This window comes from Atopostipes suicloacalis DSM 15692 (genome assembly GCF_900129085.1).
GTDB lineage: Bacteria > Bacillota > Bacilli > Lactobacillales > Carnobacteriaceae_A > Atopostipes > Atopostipes suicloacalis.
On record NZ_FQUF01000016.1, the window covers coordinates 40,097 to 56,582 of the forward strand.

Annotated in this window: 12 protein-coding genes; all 12 read left to right on the top strand. The window is 35.2% G+C overall.

Annotated elements, in window-relative coordinates; translation table 11 throughout:
• Positions 1 to 40 precede the first annotated feature (40 nt).
• The 12 genes from BUB96_RS06105 (at position 41) to BUB96_RS06175 (ending at position 16,229) form a co-directional block, all read left to right on the top strand.
• Positions 41 to 2,245, top strand: a complete 2,205-nt coding sequence (locus tag BUB96_RS06105) for a Tex family protein (protein ID WP_073297855.1) — start codon at positions 41 to 43, stop codon at positions 2,243 to 2,245.
• 666 nt (positions 2,246 to 2,911) lie between these two features.
• Positions 2,912 to 3,391 (top strand): SprT family protein, encoded by a 480-nt coding sequence (locus tag BUB96_RS06110; RefSeq protein WP_073297857.1) that lies wholly within the window; start codon positions 2,912 to 2,914, stop codon positions 3,389 to 3,391.
• Between the two features lie 720 nt (positions 3,392 to 4,111).
• Positions 4,112 to 6,556, top strand: a complete 2,445-nt coding sequence (locus tag BUB96_RS10165) for an ABC transporter substrate-binding protein/permease (protein ID WP_084136922.1) — start codon at positions 4,112 to 4,114, stop codon at positions 6,554 to 6,556.
• Between the two features lie 151 nt (positions 6,557 to 6,707).
• The gene (locus BUB96_RS06130; protein WP_073297859.1) at positions 6,708 to 7,442 is read left to right on the top strand and encodes an amino acid ABC transporter ATP-binding protein; all 735 of its coding nucleotides are present in this window, start codon (positions 6,708 to 6,710) and stop codon (positions 7,440 to 7,442) included.
• Positions 7,443 to 7,456: 14 nt separating this feature from the next.
• Positions 7,457 to 8,338, top strand: coding sequence for a prephenate dehydratase (locus tag BUB96_RS06135; RefSeq protein WP_073297861.1), 882 nt, complete (start codon positions 7,457 to 7,459; stop codon positions 8,336 to 8,338).
• Positions 8,339 to 8,351: 13 nt separating this feature from the next.
• Entirely contained in the window at positions 8,352 to 9,251 is a 900-nt protein-coding gene (locus BUB96_RS06140) for a prephenate dehydrogenase (protein WP_073297863.1), read from the top strand.
• A gap of 409 nt (positions 9,252 to 9,660) precedes the next feature.
• Positions 9,661 to 10,467 (top strand): YveK family protein, encoded by an 807-nt coding sequence (locus BUB96_RS06145; RefSeq protein WP_073297865.1) that lies wholly within the window; start codon positions 9,661 to 9,663, stop codon positions 10,465 to 10,467.
• Positions 10,424 to 11,137, top strand: coding sequence for a CpsD/CapB family tyrosine-protein kinase (locus BUB96_RS06150; RefSeq protein ID WP_073297867.1), 714 nt, complete (start codon positions 10,424 to 10,426; stop codon positions 11,135 to 11,137). The genes BUB96_RS06145 and BUB96_RS06150 overlap by 44 nt, the downstream gene beginning before the upstream one ends.
• Positions 11,138 to 11,172: 35 nt before the next feature.
• The gene (locus BUB96_RS10680; RefSeq protein ID WP_084136928.1) at positions 11,173 to 12,903 is read left to right on the top strand and encodes a sugar transferase; all 1,731 of its coding nucleotides are present in this window, start codon (positions 11,173 to 11,175) and stop codon (positions 12,901 to 12,903) included.
• Positions 12,903 to 14,225, top strand: a complete 1,323-nt coding sequence (locus BUB96_RS06165) for a nucleotide sugar dehydrogenase (protein WP_073297869.1) — start codon at positions 12,903 to 12,905, stop codon at positions 14,223 to 14,225. Before BUB96_RS10680 ends, BUB96_RS06165 begins: the two co-directional genes overlap by 1 nt.
• Before the next feature lie 101 nt (positions 14,226 to 14,326).
• A complete protein-coding gene (locus tag BUB96_RS06170; RefSeq protein ID WP_073297872.1) occupies positions 14,327 to 15,301 on the top strand; it encodes an SDR family oxidoreductase in 975 nt (324 codons plus the stop codon).
• Positions 15,302 to 15,344: 43 nt separating this feature from the next.
• Entirely contained in the window at positions 15,345 to 16,229 is an 885-nt protein-coding gene (locus BUB96_RS06175; protein ID WP_073297874.1) for a sugar-transfer associated ATP-grasp domain-containing protein, read from the top strand.
• Positions 16,230 to 16,486 lie beyond the last annotated feature (257 nt).

Below are 16,486 nucleotides of genomic sequence, written 5' to 3' on the forward strand. Positions count from 1 at the left end.
TATTGTAATAGAAAAAAGTAGATAGTAGGAGCATGAGAAAATGGCAGAAGTAAAAGAAGAAAAGACACAAAAAGATCAAACAAGAAATCGAGTACTGACTCTTTTAAATGAAGAATTAACGAATTTTTCGGATAAGCAGATTAAAGTCGTACTTGATTTATTAGCCGATGGAAACACGGTACCTTTTATCGCACGTTATCGAAAAGAAGTCACAGGGTCATTGGACGAAGTGGAAATTCGCGATATTGAGGATCGTTACCAATATTTAACAAACCTTGAGAAACGAAAAGAAGAAGTTCTTCACTCGATTGAGGAACAGGATAAGCTAACACCTGAGTTGGAAAGTGAGATTAAGCAAGCCACACAATTGCAGCGTGTTGAGGATTTATATTTGCCTTATCGACAAAAACGTCGTACTTTGGCGACGATTGCGAAGGAAAAGGGACTTGAACCTTTCGCAGAGTGGTTAATGACTTTCCCTGAAGAGGATTTGGCAAAAGAAGCTGAAAAATACATTAATCCAGAAGAAGAATTAGAAACAGTGGAAGACGTTTATTCTGGAGTTCATGAGATTCTGGCAGAATATACTTCAGATAATGCGGAATTCCGAAAATGGATTCGCGCGAAAACCATGAATAGCGGGAAAATCGAAGTGACTGTGAAAGATGAAGAGGCGGATGAAAAGGGCGTTTATCAAATGTATTATGAGTATGATCGCCCTGTAAATAAACTGGCTTCTCACCAAGTGCTTGCGATTAATCGAGGAGAAAAAGAAAAAATTCTCACGGTAAAAATCGTTGTCGACGAACAAGAAATTTTTGATTATCTCTTTGATGAAACGGTACCGTCTCTAGCGATTTCTGGAGCAATTTCTTTGGTTCAAGAAGCTAATGAAGATGCTTATAAACGCTTTATCCAACCAGCGATTGAGCGTGAAATTCGCGCAACTTTAACAGAAGATGCGGAAGATCAAGCAATTGATGTGTTTGGAGATAATTTAAGAAATCTTCTTTTACAAGCGCCATTGAAGGGGCAAACAATATTAGGTTTTGACCCGGCGTATCGTACAGGTTGTAAACTTGCTGCTGTGGATGAAACAGGAAAACTTTTAGGAATTAAAGTGATTTACCCACATAAACCTGCTTCTAAAAGTAAACGAGAAGCAGCGAAAGGTGAATTAATTGATTTTATTGAAGAGCATCATATTGATACAATCGCCATCGGAAATGGTACAGCCAGTCGTGAGTCCGAACAATTTGTTGCAGATCTTTTAAAAGAAATTGATCGTAAAGTAGCTTATGTGATTGTTAATGAAGCAGGAGCATCCGTTTATTCGGCAAGTGCTGAAGCACGTCGCGAATTTCCGGATTTAGAAGTAGAGGAACGTAGTGCAGTTAGTATTGCCCGTCGCCTACAAGATCCACTCGCTGAATTAGTAAAAATTGATCCACAATCTATTGGTGTGGGGCAATACCAACATGATGTTTCTCAAAAGAAATTGACGGAACGGTTGGATTTTGTTGTAGAGACAGCGGTAAACCAAGTGGGAGTAAACTTAAATACAGCAAGTGCCACCTTACTACAACATATTTCTGGGTTAACGAAAACAACGGCTCAAAACATTGTTGAATATCGTAGTGAAAATGGGTTATTTAATAATCGAAAACAATTAAAAGAAGTTAAACGTTTAGGACCAAAAGCTTTTGAGCAATCAGCTGGTTTCTTACGTATTCCAGATGGCGAAGAATTGTTTGATAATACCGGTATTCACCCCGAAACGTATAAAGAAGCAGAGCAAATTCTTAAAATTACCGATATTCGTAAAAAAGATTTAGGAACGGATGAAGTAAAAGAAATTTTAGGTGCTGTAAATAATAAAGAAGTGCGCGAAGAAGTAGGTCTTGGTAAAGAAACCTATCAAGATATCATTAAAGCTTTAACAACGCCAGGTCGTGATATGCGTGATGATATGCCAGCTCCACTATTGCGTACAGATGTGTTAACGATCGAAGACTTAACAGAAGGTATGGAGTTAGAAGGAAGCGTACGAAATGTTGTGGACTTTGGTGCTTTCGTAGATATTGGTGTCGGACAAGATGGCCTTGTTCACATTTCAAAATTAAGTCAAAGTTACATCAAACATCCAAAAGACGTTGTTGCAGTTGGTGACATTGTAACCGTCTGGGTCGATTCAGTTGATTTAAATAGAGGACGGATTGGCTTGTCAATGTTAGGTGAAAACTAAGAAATTAATTATAAGTCTCGCTCTGTATTAGGGCGAGGCTTTTTTTGATGGTCTAAAAAGGATATAATTTTTATTTTTGGAGAGAAAATTTTGTTATCCTAAGGAGTAGGCGGAAAAAACAGGTCTACTTCTTAGGGTAACGGCTCTATTCTAAGGAGTAAGCGAAAAAACTGGGTCTACTTCATAGGGTAACGGCTCTATCCTAAGGAGTAGGCGGAAAAACTGAGTCTACTTCATAGGGTAAACGGCTCTATCCTAAGGAGTAAGCGAAAAAACTGGGTCTACTTCTTAGGATAACGGTTCTATCCTAAGGAGTTGGCAGAAAAAACAGGTCTACTTCTTAGGGTAACTGTTCTACCCTAAGGAGTGGGCGAAAAAATGGGTCTACTCTGGGAAATAGACGCATTACCTCCCGAAGTGAGCATAAAATACGACTCCACTCTGGAAGATAGCTTCTAAAACTAAAAGAAATTACTGTTAATAACGATTAATTATAGTAATTTTGTGGATCATTATGATTTATGGTCATTTTAACTATTAATATAATTTGAATTTTTTTATTTAAAGATAGATATGTTAAAATATTTTGTGAGTTATGAGTGAAAGAGATACACGAATAAAAATTAAATCCTCAGAATAAAATGAAATGAAATGGGAGAATTATTAATGGAACAAATTGAACTACAAGAATGTGTACAAGATATTTCAAAAAAATATTTTAATAAACCCTTTAAACATACCGCAACCTTCAACCGCCGCCTTCAAACAACCGGTGGACGCTATCATTTAAACACTCATAATTTGGATTTTAACCCTAAAATTTTGGAAACTTTTGGTACAGCAACCTTTGAAGGCATCGTCAAACATGAATTGTGCCACTATCATTTACATATCGAAAAGAAAGGGTACCGTCATAGTGATTCTGATTTTCGTATTCTTTTAAAACAAGTAGAAGGCTTACGTTACACACCTTCCATTGAAACCAAAGAAGGATCCACTCACCTGTGGGTCTATCAATGCAGGGATTGCGATACAACCATCTATCGAAAACGTCGCTTTAACATCAAAAAGTTTGTTTGTTCAAAATGTCGAGGCTCTTTTGAACTACAAGGAAGAGATGAAATAAAAATAGAAAAATATCAGTAATTTATTTTAAAAAAACAAAATTTTTTTCTCCTTCGGAAAACGCGACCTGAATGGGTTTCCTGATAAAAAGATTAGAAAAACAAAAGAATCTTTAATTATATATTGACAACGCTTACAGTATGCGATATCATTCTAAGTGAAGTAAGAGTTAGTGAATATAACTAATTTACTTTTCATATTTTTAATCATCTCCTTTCTACAGAGAAAAGCCCCTACGGAAAAAGGGGCTTTTCTGTTTTTTCTAATTTAAATAAAATTAAAAACGATTTTCACTCATCTTCATCTTTAATTGAACCTTCTATTTTCTTTTTAAAAATAGAAAATTAATCCAAGGTTAAAATTAGATTAAAATATTCCTTGACTTAAATTTTAGGCGTGGTAATATATTTTTACAACTTAATCGAGGAGAAGATAAGATGAATCAACAAAAGCAACAATTAAACAATAACTTCTTCTTTAGCTATTTTAGGTACAGTTTGTAGACATAAGTTCAGACATTATGGATGCAAACTCAGTCATCAAACTGAATTGTATCTCTAATGGCTAAAGCTTATTAAGCTGTGCTGGCCACCTAGAGAAATTAATCTAAGTGGTTGTTAACAACAAGCCAATAAATATAACCTTCACGCACCTATTTAGATTAATACTCTAAGTAGGTGCTTTTTTGTTTGGAAATTAAAGTTACATTGTAGGTTAGGAAAAATTGGAGGATGAGTACATATGAAAAGAAAGAGTATTTTATTTTTAGCCTTATTGAGTTTATTGCTGGGACTAAGTAGATTTCAGACAAGGCCAGTGGAAGCCAGTAATCAAGAAAAAGAGGTGGTTACGATTGGGATTTCAGCTCAATCAAAATCTTATAACTACTATGATGAAGAAAATGAATTGGCGGGTTTTGAAATTGATTTATTCAAAGCCATTGAGCAAGAACTTGATAACTATAAATTTGAATATGAAATTACAGAGTTTGCCTCGCTTTTTGCAGGAGTGGATTCAGGGAAATTTGACTTAATCGTAAATAATATTGGAGAAAATTCTGAGCGTCGCGAGAAATATTTATTCTCCAAAAATCCTTATGTGATTACTCATAATGTTTTAATTACTCGTCCAGATACTGGTGAAGATGTGACTCTTGAGGAGATGGCGGGCCAAACGATTGGATTAGTAGCTGGTTCACTTCAAGCAATCTTTATGGAAAAATACAATGAAGAAAATCTAGATCAGACGATTCAACTAGAGTATATTGATACGGATGGAGCAAATATTATTCGAGAAGTGGCGAGTGGAAGGTACGATATGACGATTTATTCAACCACTTATCTTCAAGATGTTATTGAGACTTTTGGGTTGGATTTAGTCGGGCATCCGATTGAAAATGAAGATGAGATTCAACCACCTGGCGCTTACTTTCTATATAACAAAAATCCCAAAAGCCTTGAGTTACGGAATGCTATTGACCAGGCGGTAGAAAGATTGAGAGAAGAGGGTACGCTGGCTGAGATTTCCGAACAACACTTTGGTCAAGATGACACGGAATTAACAGAAGAGATGATTGAAAAAAATGAGATGATTGATCAAGAAGTTTTAAGTCAAATGGGTGAAACAGAAGAAGTTCAAAAAGTCGTAGTGGGGACTTCTGGACAGACAAAACCTTTAAATTATTTTGATGATAATAATAATCTAGTGGGCCTTGAAATTGATATTCTGGAAGAAATGAATCGTCGTTTAGATACTATTGATATTACTTATGAGATTACCGAATTTGCCTCTCTTTTCGCGGGCTTAGATTCTGGAAAATTTGATTTAGTGGCCAATAATTTAGGGGAAAATGAAGAAAGGCGAGAAAAATTTCTTTTCTCACTTTATCCCTATGTGATTACGCATAATGTCATTATTACGAATATGGATCAAGAACCCGATTTACAAATAAAAGATTTAGCTGGTAAAAGCTTTGGAGTTGTTCCAGCATCCCCTCAGTCGATGTTTTTGGAAAGTTGGAATGAAGAAAACCCTGACTTGGCTGTTGATATTCAATATATCGATTCAGATCCATCCACGATTATTCGCGATGTTCACTCTGGCCGATTTGATGCGACGATTTACAATACGACTTATTTGCATGATGTTCAAGAAACTTTTGGCATCGAACTGCTCGCTCATCCCATAGAAGATGAAGATGCAATCCGGCCACCGGGTTCTTATTTTATCTACCGTCCGGAAGATGAAGCCTTACGTGATTTGATGGATAGTGCGTTAGCAGATATGAGAGAAGACGGTACTTTAGCTGAAATTAGTCATAAATATTTAGGCAGCGATGATACAGCACTTACGCAAGAAATGATAGATAAAAATGATGCCATTGAAGCAGAAAGATTGCAAGTAGCACAAGTAACAACAGAAGACACAAAAAAATCTTCAGACGGAAAAATTTTCGCTCCGAAAATGATTCTTAAAATGCTACCAACGATTTTAAAAAAGTTACCGATTACGGTATTAATGACAATTGTAGCTGCGATTATTGGAGTTACTCTAGGTTTTATTATTGCAGTTATTAAGATTAATGAGGTTCCTATACTCACACAAATATTTAATGTTTTTGTTTCTTTTATGCGTGGCACCCCACAATTAGTTCAACTTTTCTTGGCCTTTTATGGTTTTCCTTTAATTGTTCAGTGGTTAAATGAGCGCTTTGGTTGGACTGTTGACGTGAATGGTATCCCAGCTTTGTTATATGTGTTTGTAGCTTTTGGTCTCAATGAAGCAGCATACAATTCTGAAACTTTCCGCGCAGCAATTTTATCGGTCGATCCAAAGGAAATTGAAGCAGCGAAATCTATTGGATTGACCGATCGACAAACGATGCGTCGGATTATTTTACCTTCTGCTTTAATTGTAGCGATTCCGAATTTAGGAAATAGTTTAATCAGTCTATTGAAAGGGACCTCGCTTGCCTTTACCGTGACTGTTATCGACATTATGGGTCAAGCTCGTATTTTAGCAGGTGCAAATCTTCGGTTCTTTGAAGCCTATATTGCGGTAGCCTTATTCTATTGGGTTTTCTGTATTTTAATTGAGCAAGGTGTTCGTTATCTTGAGCGAAAGCTAAATATAGCAGATCGACCTTTACAGACGCAAGATTCATTAACTGACGTGGAACATTCATAACATTCATGGAAATAAATCAACAAAATACTCGAGCTCACACGTGAAGAGCATCCTCCGCACGCGAGCGAGGGCAGCTCACACGCGGAGGAGATTGTCGGCACGCGAGCGTATTAAAATATGAGACGAATTTTATTATACAAGGAGGAATACGATGTTAAAATTATCAAATTGGTTTAAATCATTTGGAGACCATGAAGTGCTTAAAGATATTCATTTAGAAGTGCCTACGGGGGATGTTTTGACAATCATTGGCTCATCAGGTTCAGGGAAATCAACCTTGCTTCGCAGCATTAATTTTTTGGAGCCGGCGGATAAGGGAAAAATTCAAATTGATGATGTGACGAAAGATGTTCAAACAATGAAACAAGAGGATATTTTAAAGCTACGTCGAAAAACAGCGATGGTTTTTCAAAATTATGCTCTTTTTTCAAAGAAAACAGCTTTAGAAAATGTGATGGAAAGCTTACTTATGGTACAAAATCTTCCGCGAGCTGAAGCAGAAGAGATTGCTCATCATTATTTGGAACAGGTAGGAATGGGTGACCGAGCGGATTATCATACTATTCATTTATCAGGAGGCCAACAACAACGAGTAGGAATTGCTCGTGCATTGGCGATTGAACCAAAAGTGATTTTGTTTGATGAGCCAACTTCTGCCTTAGACCCTGAATTGGTCAGTGGTATCTTAGAAATTATTCAATCCATTGCTCATAATAATACGACAATGTTGCTGGTCACGCATGAAATGAATTTTGCAAAAGAAGTTTCAGACCAAGTTTGCTTTTTAGAAAATGGCGTAATTGTAGAAAAGGGAGATCCCAATCAAATTTTTAATCAACCTGAAAGTGAACGAACAAAAGCTTTTATTCAAGGCATTATACGTTAGAAAGTAGGAAAAACATGAAAATTGCTTATCAAGGAATTGCAGGTTCTTATTCTGAAACAGCGATTCAAAACTATTTAAATCAAGAAGAAAATCAGTCATTAGAAGCTGAACTTATTAGTTATCCTAATTTTAAGGAAATGACTCAAGACTTGGTCACAGATGCTATTGATCTTGGTGTTTTTCCAGTTGAAAATTCGACTACTGGCTTGATCACGCGTACACTTGATTTATTTAAAGGGCTTCCTGTTTTTGTCGAAGAAGAGCGTTATCAGGAGGTTCGGCATACACTTTGGGGGCTTCCGGGTTCTTCTATAGGGGAATTACGAAAAGTTTATTCCCATCCTGAAGCACTTAGTCAGTCGCAAGCTTTTTTTGAAAAGCATCCCCATATTGAAGCGGCTCCTTATGTTGATACGGCTCAAGCCGCTTTGTATGTTCACGAAGAACAGGACCTAACAAAAGCGGCGCTTGCTGGTCCTCAAAATGGGGAACTCTATCACTTAGTCCCACTTTTGAATCAAATTCAGACTGAAAAAACGAATACAACTCGTTTTTTCATGACGAAGCATTGGCAAAAGAGCGAAGAAACAGTCGAAAAAGAATTAGAAGCCTATTATCAAAAATATCCAGAGCGCACACGATGGATGCTCTATGTTGAAACGAAGCATGAACCTGGCTCTTTAGTGACACTCTTGAATATTTTCAACCTCTTTGATTGTAACTTAGAAGGTTTAGATGCGAGACCTATTCGTGATCAACCTTTTAAATACGGCTTCTTTATTGAAGTGGATGTGAGTAATTTGACAGGTAACTATCAGCTCTTATGGGAAAACCTTGAATATGCAAGTGAATATCTACAGATCATTGGTTGTTTTAAGTCTTTAAATATTGAATAGGGAGATTAGTGTGATGCAAAAAACTTTAAACATTGCAATTGTTGGTCTAGGAGTGATTGGTGGCTCATTTGCTTGGGCCTTAAAAGAACAAAAAGAGTTTCCAGTGCATTTAATGGGAATGGACCACGATCCTAAAACGCTTGAACAGGCCCTTCAGGAAGGAGCCATTGACTATGGGGAAACAAATAATCAAACCATTCTACAACAAGCAGATTTAGTAATCATCACCCTTTATCCAAATGATATTGTTAATTTTGTTGAAACACATCGAAGTGATTTTAAAGAGGGGACAATTTTAACCGATACAACAGGTGTAAAGGGAAATTTAGTAAATCAAATACAATCTGTTTTACCTGAAGATGTCGATTTTATTTTTGGTCATCCGATGGCAGGGAAAGAAAGTCAAGGTTTTGCTTATGCGGATGGAGATACTTTTCAAGATGCTAACTATCTAATTACTCCTGTTGAATCGAATAAACAAGAAAATATTGAGCTTTTAACACGAATATTAGTAACCCTTGGCTTTAAACGGGTAAGCGAAGTAAATCCTCAAACGCATGATGAAATGATTGCCTTTGTCAGCCAACTTTGCCATATTCTAGCCGTCTCTTTGATTAATAGTGACGAACCAGAACGTCAGACTGCCGAATTTGTTGGAGATACGTATCGGGAACTTACCCGAATTGCAAAAATCAATGCTCCTCTGTGGACGGAACTTTTTCTCTATAATAAAGAAGAACTTTTAAAGGCCATGGAAAATTTTCAAAATCAATTTAATTATTTAAAGACTGCTATTGAACAAGAGAATCAGACTGCCTTAACAGATTTATTGGTAGAAGCTACATCACGAAGAAAAGAACTGGAGCAAGCAGATTTGAAATTACAATCCGCTACAAATAAAGAAGAAAAATAATAAATAGAATATCAAAAGGAAAAGTCCTCTCTAAATGGATTAGAGAGGTTTTTTATTTGTTAAAAGCAAAAAACAAGACAAGAATAATATTCATATTATTATATTTTTATATACGAATAAGAGTAGTGCATGTTTTGAATAAAAGAGTAGAACACAAACAACTATTGAATTGAAGCGGTTTGAACAAAGGGTAACTAGATTATAAATCATTAATTATGTGATAATAAAAACTTGCTAAGAAAATAAATAATATAAACATGAATATAAGTGTAGTATAATACAATTATTCATGATATACTATTAAAAATCAGGTTTGAAAGAGCTTACAATTTTATAACTCACTAAATACATAGAAGATATCTTTTCGATGAAGGTGTTGTATTGGCATCTTTTAAAAAGGAGCGAGATTATGAATGGAAATATGACATTAGAAAGTTTGTTGAAGTTGTTACGAAAGAACGTTCATATTCTTATTGGTTGGATGATAGGAAGTTTTGCAATTACGGTTCTTTTTACTTTTTATATTATAGAACCGCAGTATGAGTCGATATCAAGAATCGTGGTTAATCAAACAGAAAATAGAATGAGCAATATCACAAGCACAGATATTATGACCAATATCAGTCTAATGACAACCTATCAAAACATTATATTGGAGCCTATTATTCTAGAAGAAGTAATTGAAATCACTCACTCAAAAAACACACTAGATGAAATGCGAGATAAGATTAAGTTTCAAAATGATGAAGAGTCTTTAGTTTTTGGTATTGCAGTAACGGATAAAGATCCTTTAATGGCAGCGGAGCTAGCAAACGTAACCGCTGAAACTTTCCAAGAAAAAATTGGAGAGATTTTACCTGTTAATTCGGTAACGATTTTATCCGAAGCCATCCCTAAAAAAACACCTACCTCGCCTAAGGTTCTTCAAAATATATTGTTTAGCATTTTGTTAGGATTTTTAATTGGTTTTATGCAAATTTTCCTAAGAAATCTGTTAGATAAACGAGTAAAAAGTAGTGAAATTATTACGGATTTAGGCTGGATTAATTTAGGTTCTGTCAATGAAATTTTACCTAGGGAATTAAAAGAGACCATCTTACCTGCTCCAAAACAAACGAAAAAAACTAAAACACGTCCTCGAGTAGAACAAGATAGATTAGAGGAGGCTAGATATGTTCGACAAACGAAGGAAAAAATTGAAGCAAATGAGTCGTAGTCAAAAGAATCCCTCGAGTATGATTGCAGCGATAAGCCCCAATTCCAGAGTAGCTGAGCAATTTCGAACAATCAGGACAAATATACAATTCTCCATGGTCACTAAAAATTTACAGACGATTTTGTTTTCATCTTCTGGTCCTTATGAAGGAAAATCAACGATTTGTACTAATGTTGCTTCTGTATTTGCAGATCAAGGAAAGCGAGTACTTGTTGTTGATGCAGATATGCGGTTGCCTTCGATTGCTAAAATTTTCCATTTGAATAATAAAGTAGGACTTAGTACTTTGATGACTTCACAACATTTAAAAGTAGAGGAAGCGATTCAACATGTGGAAGCTGTTCATTTTGATGTTTTACCGAGTGGAATTGTTCCACCCAATCCCTCTGAATTGTTAGATACTGAGCGGATGGATGAAATTATTGATGAACTGAAGCAACAATATGATCTGATTTTATTTGATTTACCACCGATAGTTTCTGTTACTGATGCACAAATCATGGCGACCAAAGTAGATGGCGTTATTTTAGTCATTCGTAAAGACATTGCAGAAGTTGAAGAGGTTTATAAAGCGAAAGAATTATTAGATTTGGTGAATGCTAATGTGTTAGGTGCTGTTTTTAATGGTGAAACGAATAACTATGACTACTCAAACTCTTACTATCGATGAGTCAATAGCTTTTTTTGAATAGGAGGACATAAAATATGTACCCTTATGCAAAGAGGATTTTTGACTTTATGTCATCTGTTACAATCCTCATTCTTTTATCGCCGTTATTATTACTTGTCGCTCTGTGCATAAAACTAGATTCCAAAGGCCCAGTTTTTTTTAGACAAGAACGGATAGGAATCCATAAAAAACCTTTTATTATTTATAAGTTTCGAACGATGTATGTAGAAACCCCGAAAAATGTTCCCACTGCTATGCTGTTAAGCCCTGAAAAACATATTACAAGAGTAGGTAAATGGATTAGAAAAACGAGTATTGATGAATTACCACAACTATTTAATATTCTTAAAGGACAGATGTCTATTGTAGGTCCGCGACCCGTTATTGCGGCAGAAGCGAAACTTATTCAAGCAAGGACAAAATTGGGTGCTTATTCTATTCTTCCTGGAGTAACAGGCTTAGCACAAATTAATGGACGAGATCTAATAGGTGTTCAAAAAAAGGCTCAACTTGATGGTGAATATGCCAAGAAACGAAGTTTTCTATTTGATCTAAAGGTGTTAATGAGTACTATCGCTTATGTTCTTAAAATGAATGACATTGCAGAGGGAATTATGGAGCTTCCCGATCACACGGAAAAGTTACCAGAAATCCGCAAAAAGATTTTGATGCTTGGAAATTCCGAAATTGTTATCTACAATTTTCGCTTAGAATTAGTGGAAAGATTATTGGCAGATGGACATGAAGTTATTATTTCCTCACCACATGGGGAGAAAATTGAAAAGTTAGTAAAAATGGGGTGTGTTCATGATTCGGTGGAAATTGATCGTCGAGGGACAAATCCTGTTTCTGAAATAAGATTATTAGTTCATTATTATAAGCTGATAAAAAAAGTTCAACCCGATATTGTATTCAGTTATACGATTAAACCAAATATCTATGGTGCCTTAGCCGCGAGAAAAATGGGGGTTCCTTATGTTACCAATGTGACAGGATTAGGATCTGCCATCGAGAATAAAGGGCTCCTCCAACGTTTTATGATTCAGTTATATAGAATCTCTTTATCGAAAGTTCAAACCGTCTTTTTCCAAAACGAAAAAAATCGAGAGCTTTTTTCTAATCATAAGATTGCAGTAAATAAACATATTGTTTTACCTGGTTCAGGAGTTAATCTGAAAAAGTTTAACCTATTAAAATATCCCTCTACAAAAAAAACGGTTAATTTTGTTTTCATTTCAAGAATTATGAAAGAAAAAGGAATCGATGAGTTTTTAGAAGCTGCAAAAAAGATTAAAGAAAAATACCCACAAGCAAGGTTTCATATTGCAGGTTTCTTCGAAGAAGAATATGAAAAAGTAATTGAGGATTATGCGAAAAGAAAAATTATTCAATATCATGGCATGTTGTCTGATGTTCGAGAACTTTTATCGAAAACACATTGCACAATTCTTCCGTCTTATCATGAAGGAATGTCCAATGTGCTTTTAGAATCAGCAGCTTCTGGACGTCCAATTCTCGCTTCCAATGTTCATGGTTGTATAGAAACATTTGATGAAGAAAATAGTGGGTATGGTTTTGAACCTCAAAATACAAAGAGCTTAGTTGCAGCGATTGAACGATTTTTAGCTTTATCTCATAGGGAAAAAGAAAATATGGGTTTAGCGGGACGTAAAAAAATGGAAAAGGAATTTGATCGTCAAGTTGTAGTAAATAACTATCTACAAGAATTGAATAAAGTGATAGAGAAAGTTTTAGAGGTGCGATAATGAGCGATTTATATGAGAGATTAGTCAATAAAGAAGAGAAAGTTTCATTGATTGGTTTAGGCTATGTAGGATTACCCATCGCTATTGCTTTTGCTAAAAAAATAAATGTTATTGGATACGATATTGATGAAAAAAAGATTGAAGAATATAAAAAAGGATTAGATCCGACAAATGAAGCAGGCGATGATGCTGTTAAAGCAACAACGGTAAAGTTTACCGCGGATGCTAGACAATTAATTGATGCAAAGTTTCATATTGTAGGGGTTCCTACTCCTATTACAGAAAGTAATATTCCTAATTTAAATCCTCTTGAAGCTGCAACGAGAACAGTGGGTACTTATTTGACTAAAGGGTCAATTGTTGTATTTGAATCTACTGTATATCCAGGGGTAACAGAAGACATTTGTGTGCCCATCCTTGAAGAAGCTTCGGGTTTAAAGTATGGAGAAGACTTTAAAGTTGGTTTCTCCCCCGAACGCATTAACCCAGGAGATAAGGAAAATCGCTTGGAAACGATTGTTAAAGTAGTCTCAGGAACGGATGAAGAAGCACTAGATACCATTGCAAAAGTCTATGAACTTGTTGTAGATGCAGGAGTTTATCGTGCCGAGTCCATAAAAGTAGCGGAAGCGGCTAAGGTAATTGAAAATGCGCAAAGAGATATTAATATTGCTTTTATGAATGAGCTTTCGATGATTTTTAATCGGATGAATATTGATACGAAAGAAGTTTTGGAAGCTGCAGGTACAAAATGGAACTTTTTAGATTTTACGCCCGGATTGGTGGGGGGGCATTGTATCGGTGTTGATCCTTACTACTTAACTTACAAATCGGAAATGGTAGGCTATCATCCACGAATTGTTTTAGCTGGACGTCGAATTAACAATAAAATGGGGAAATTTGTTGTAGAAAATGTTATTAAGCAATTGATTCAAGCAAAAATTAATATTCCAGACGCAAAAGTTGGAATCTTAGGCTTTACATTTAAAGAAAATGTTCCTGATATTCGAAATACCCGAGTGATCGATATTGTTCACGGTCTTGAAGAATACCAAATTCCGGTAGTGGTCCATGACCCATATGCTGATTACGATGAAGTTTATGCAGAATATGGAATAAAATTAAATAAGTATAGTGAATTAAAGGATTTGGATGTCGTTATTTTAGCTGTAGCTCACGATGAATACAAAACACTAACGGAGTCATTTTTTGAAACATTATATAAATCAGGAAGTAATGGCAACAAAATTATGCTGGATGTAAAAGGTCAATTGGATCGAAATAAAGCATTGGCAGCTGGCTATAGATATTGGCGATTATAAACTCTCCTGATTTAAAAATGACAACAGACAATCGTTTGCATAATTTCTACGATAAATGACGAAGATTGAAAAAGTAAGATTTATAGAAAGGAGAAATTCCTTTGGGGTATGAAGAGATAACATTCAAACCAGACAGTGTTTTCCTAGTAACGGGTGGGGCAGGATTTATTGGGTCCAATTTAGTCGAAGCTTTATTAAATAAAGGCTATGTGGTTCGCGTTTTAGATAATTTATCACAAGGAAAGCAAGAAAATATTGACCTGTTTTCAGAAAATAAAAATTTTATGTGTATTCATGGAGACATTCGAGATTTTGAAACTTGTTTAACCGTGACAGAAGAAGTGGATTATGTTTTACATCAAGCAGCTTGGGGAAGTGTTCCTCGGAGTATCGAGCAACCCTTATTGTATGAAGAAATAAATATTCAGGGGACATTAAACATGCTGGAAGCTTCAAGAAGAAATGAAGTAAAGAAATTTGTCTATGCTTCCAGTTCTTCTGTCTATGGAGACGAACCGAATTTACCAAAAAAGGAAGGGAAAGAGGGTGAGTTATTGTCCCCTTATGCATTGACGAAAAAAGTAAACGAAGAATATGCAAAACTTTATACTAGGCTATATGGCCTTGATACTTATGGATTGAGATATTTTAATGTATTTGGTCGTAGACAAGATTTTAATGGAGCTTATGCGGCAGTTATTCCTAAATTTATTAAGCAATTATTAAACGATGAAACCCCTACAATTTATGGGGATGGTCAGCAGAGTAGAGATTTTACTTATATTGAAAACGTCATTGAAGCTAATTTGAAAGCTTGTAAAGCTTCAAGTGATGTAGCTGGCGAAGTATTTAATATTGCTTATGGTGGAAGAGAAACATTAGAAGCTGTCTATGTTTCGCTCTGTCAGTCACTCAGAAAGAAAATAAAGCCAATATATGCAGATGAAAGAACTGGAGACATTAAACATAGCCACGCGGATATCCAAAAAGCAAAAGAACAGTTGGATTATTTTCCTGATTGGGATTTTGAACGAGGTATAAAAGCAGCAATCGAATGGTACAAAGAAAACATTTAATGACAAAGAGAAGACACACTATTTTTAGGAGGTCTGTTATTCGATGTTTAAAGAAAAAATTCTAACGACCTTAAACGATCGATATTATTTTTTAAAAAATTATTTAAGTGACAACTTACCCAGAATATTTTATCGTACAGCCTTTAATAAAAAAATTAGCCGAGCTGAATATATCCAACATTATGAACTTTCATCTGAGTATATCGATGAAATTGTGGATTTTTGGGAACCGTATGAAACGATTAATTTGCTATGGCACAAAGCATTTTCTGCGATTAGTGGGATTCAAGATCCTCGGTATATTCCAGAGGATATATTCTATAAAAATATTGAGCCTACTTTAAATCGTTATGATTTAGCTCCAGCATATGTTGATAAAAATATGACTGATAAATTATTTTATGCCTTTAAACGGCCACAAACGCTCCTTCGCAATATGAATGGCTTATACTATAATGCCGATTATCAACCGATTCATTTAGAAGAAGCACTGGATTTTATTAAGTCTTACGTTCAGGAACATAAAGTCATTTTAAAACCCTCTATTGATTCGGGAGCTGGAAAAAATGTAAAAATATTAGATTTTAGAGGAAGAAATCCTTCTGTGATTCTTAAAAAAGTAACGAAACTTTTTAAAGATTATGACCAAGACTTCATTGTTCAAATTTTTTTATACCAGCACGATTCATTTAGTCAAATGCATGAAGAATCGCTAAATACGATTCGTTTGATTTCGTTACGCTTAAATGGAAAAATTCATATTTTATCACGAGTCGTTCGGATGGGGAATAATGGCAGTTATACAGATAATGCAAAATCCGGGTCAATTACTTGTGGATTTGATGAAAAAGGCTATTTGAATCCTTATGCAGTAAATCATTGGAATTACGAAATCTATAAAAAACTATATGATTGCTTCGCAATCTAAGCCATGACAGAAAAGAGAGAGTATCCTATAATTAACATAGGAAACATTAATCCGAAGGTTTAATGGGTTTTGCCGAACCTGTATAAAAAACTGGATGAACATTTTATCTTTTGCGATAAGCCGAATACATCTTAGAATGTGAAAATAAAATTACAATATTTTATAGAATGTTCTGTTTCCTAAATTATTTGATGGAGGTTTTCATCATGGAAGTTATGATTGAGACATGTTGTGGAATCGACGTTCATCAGAAGACA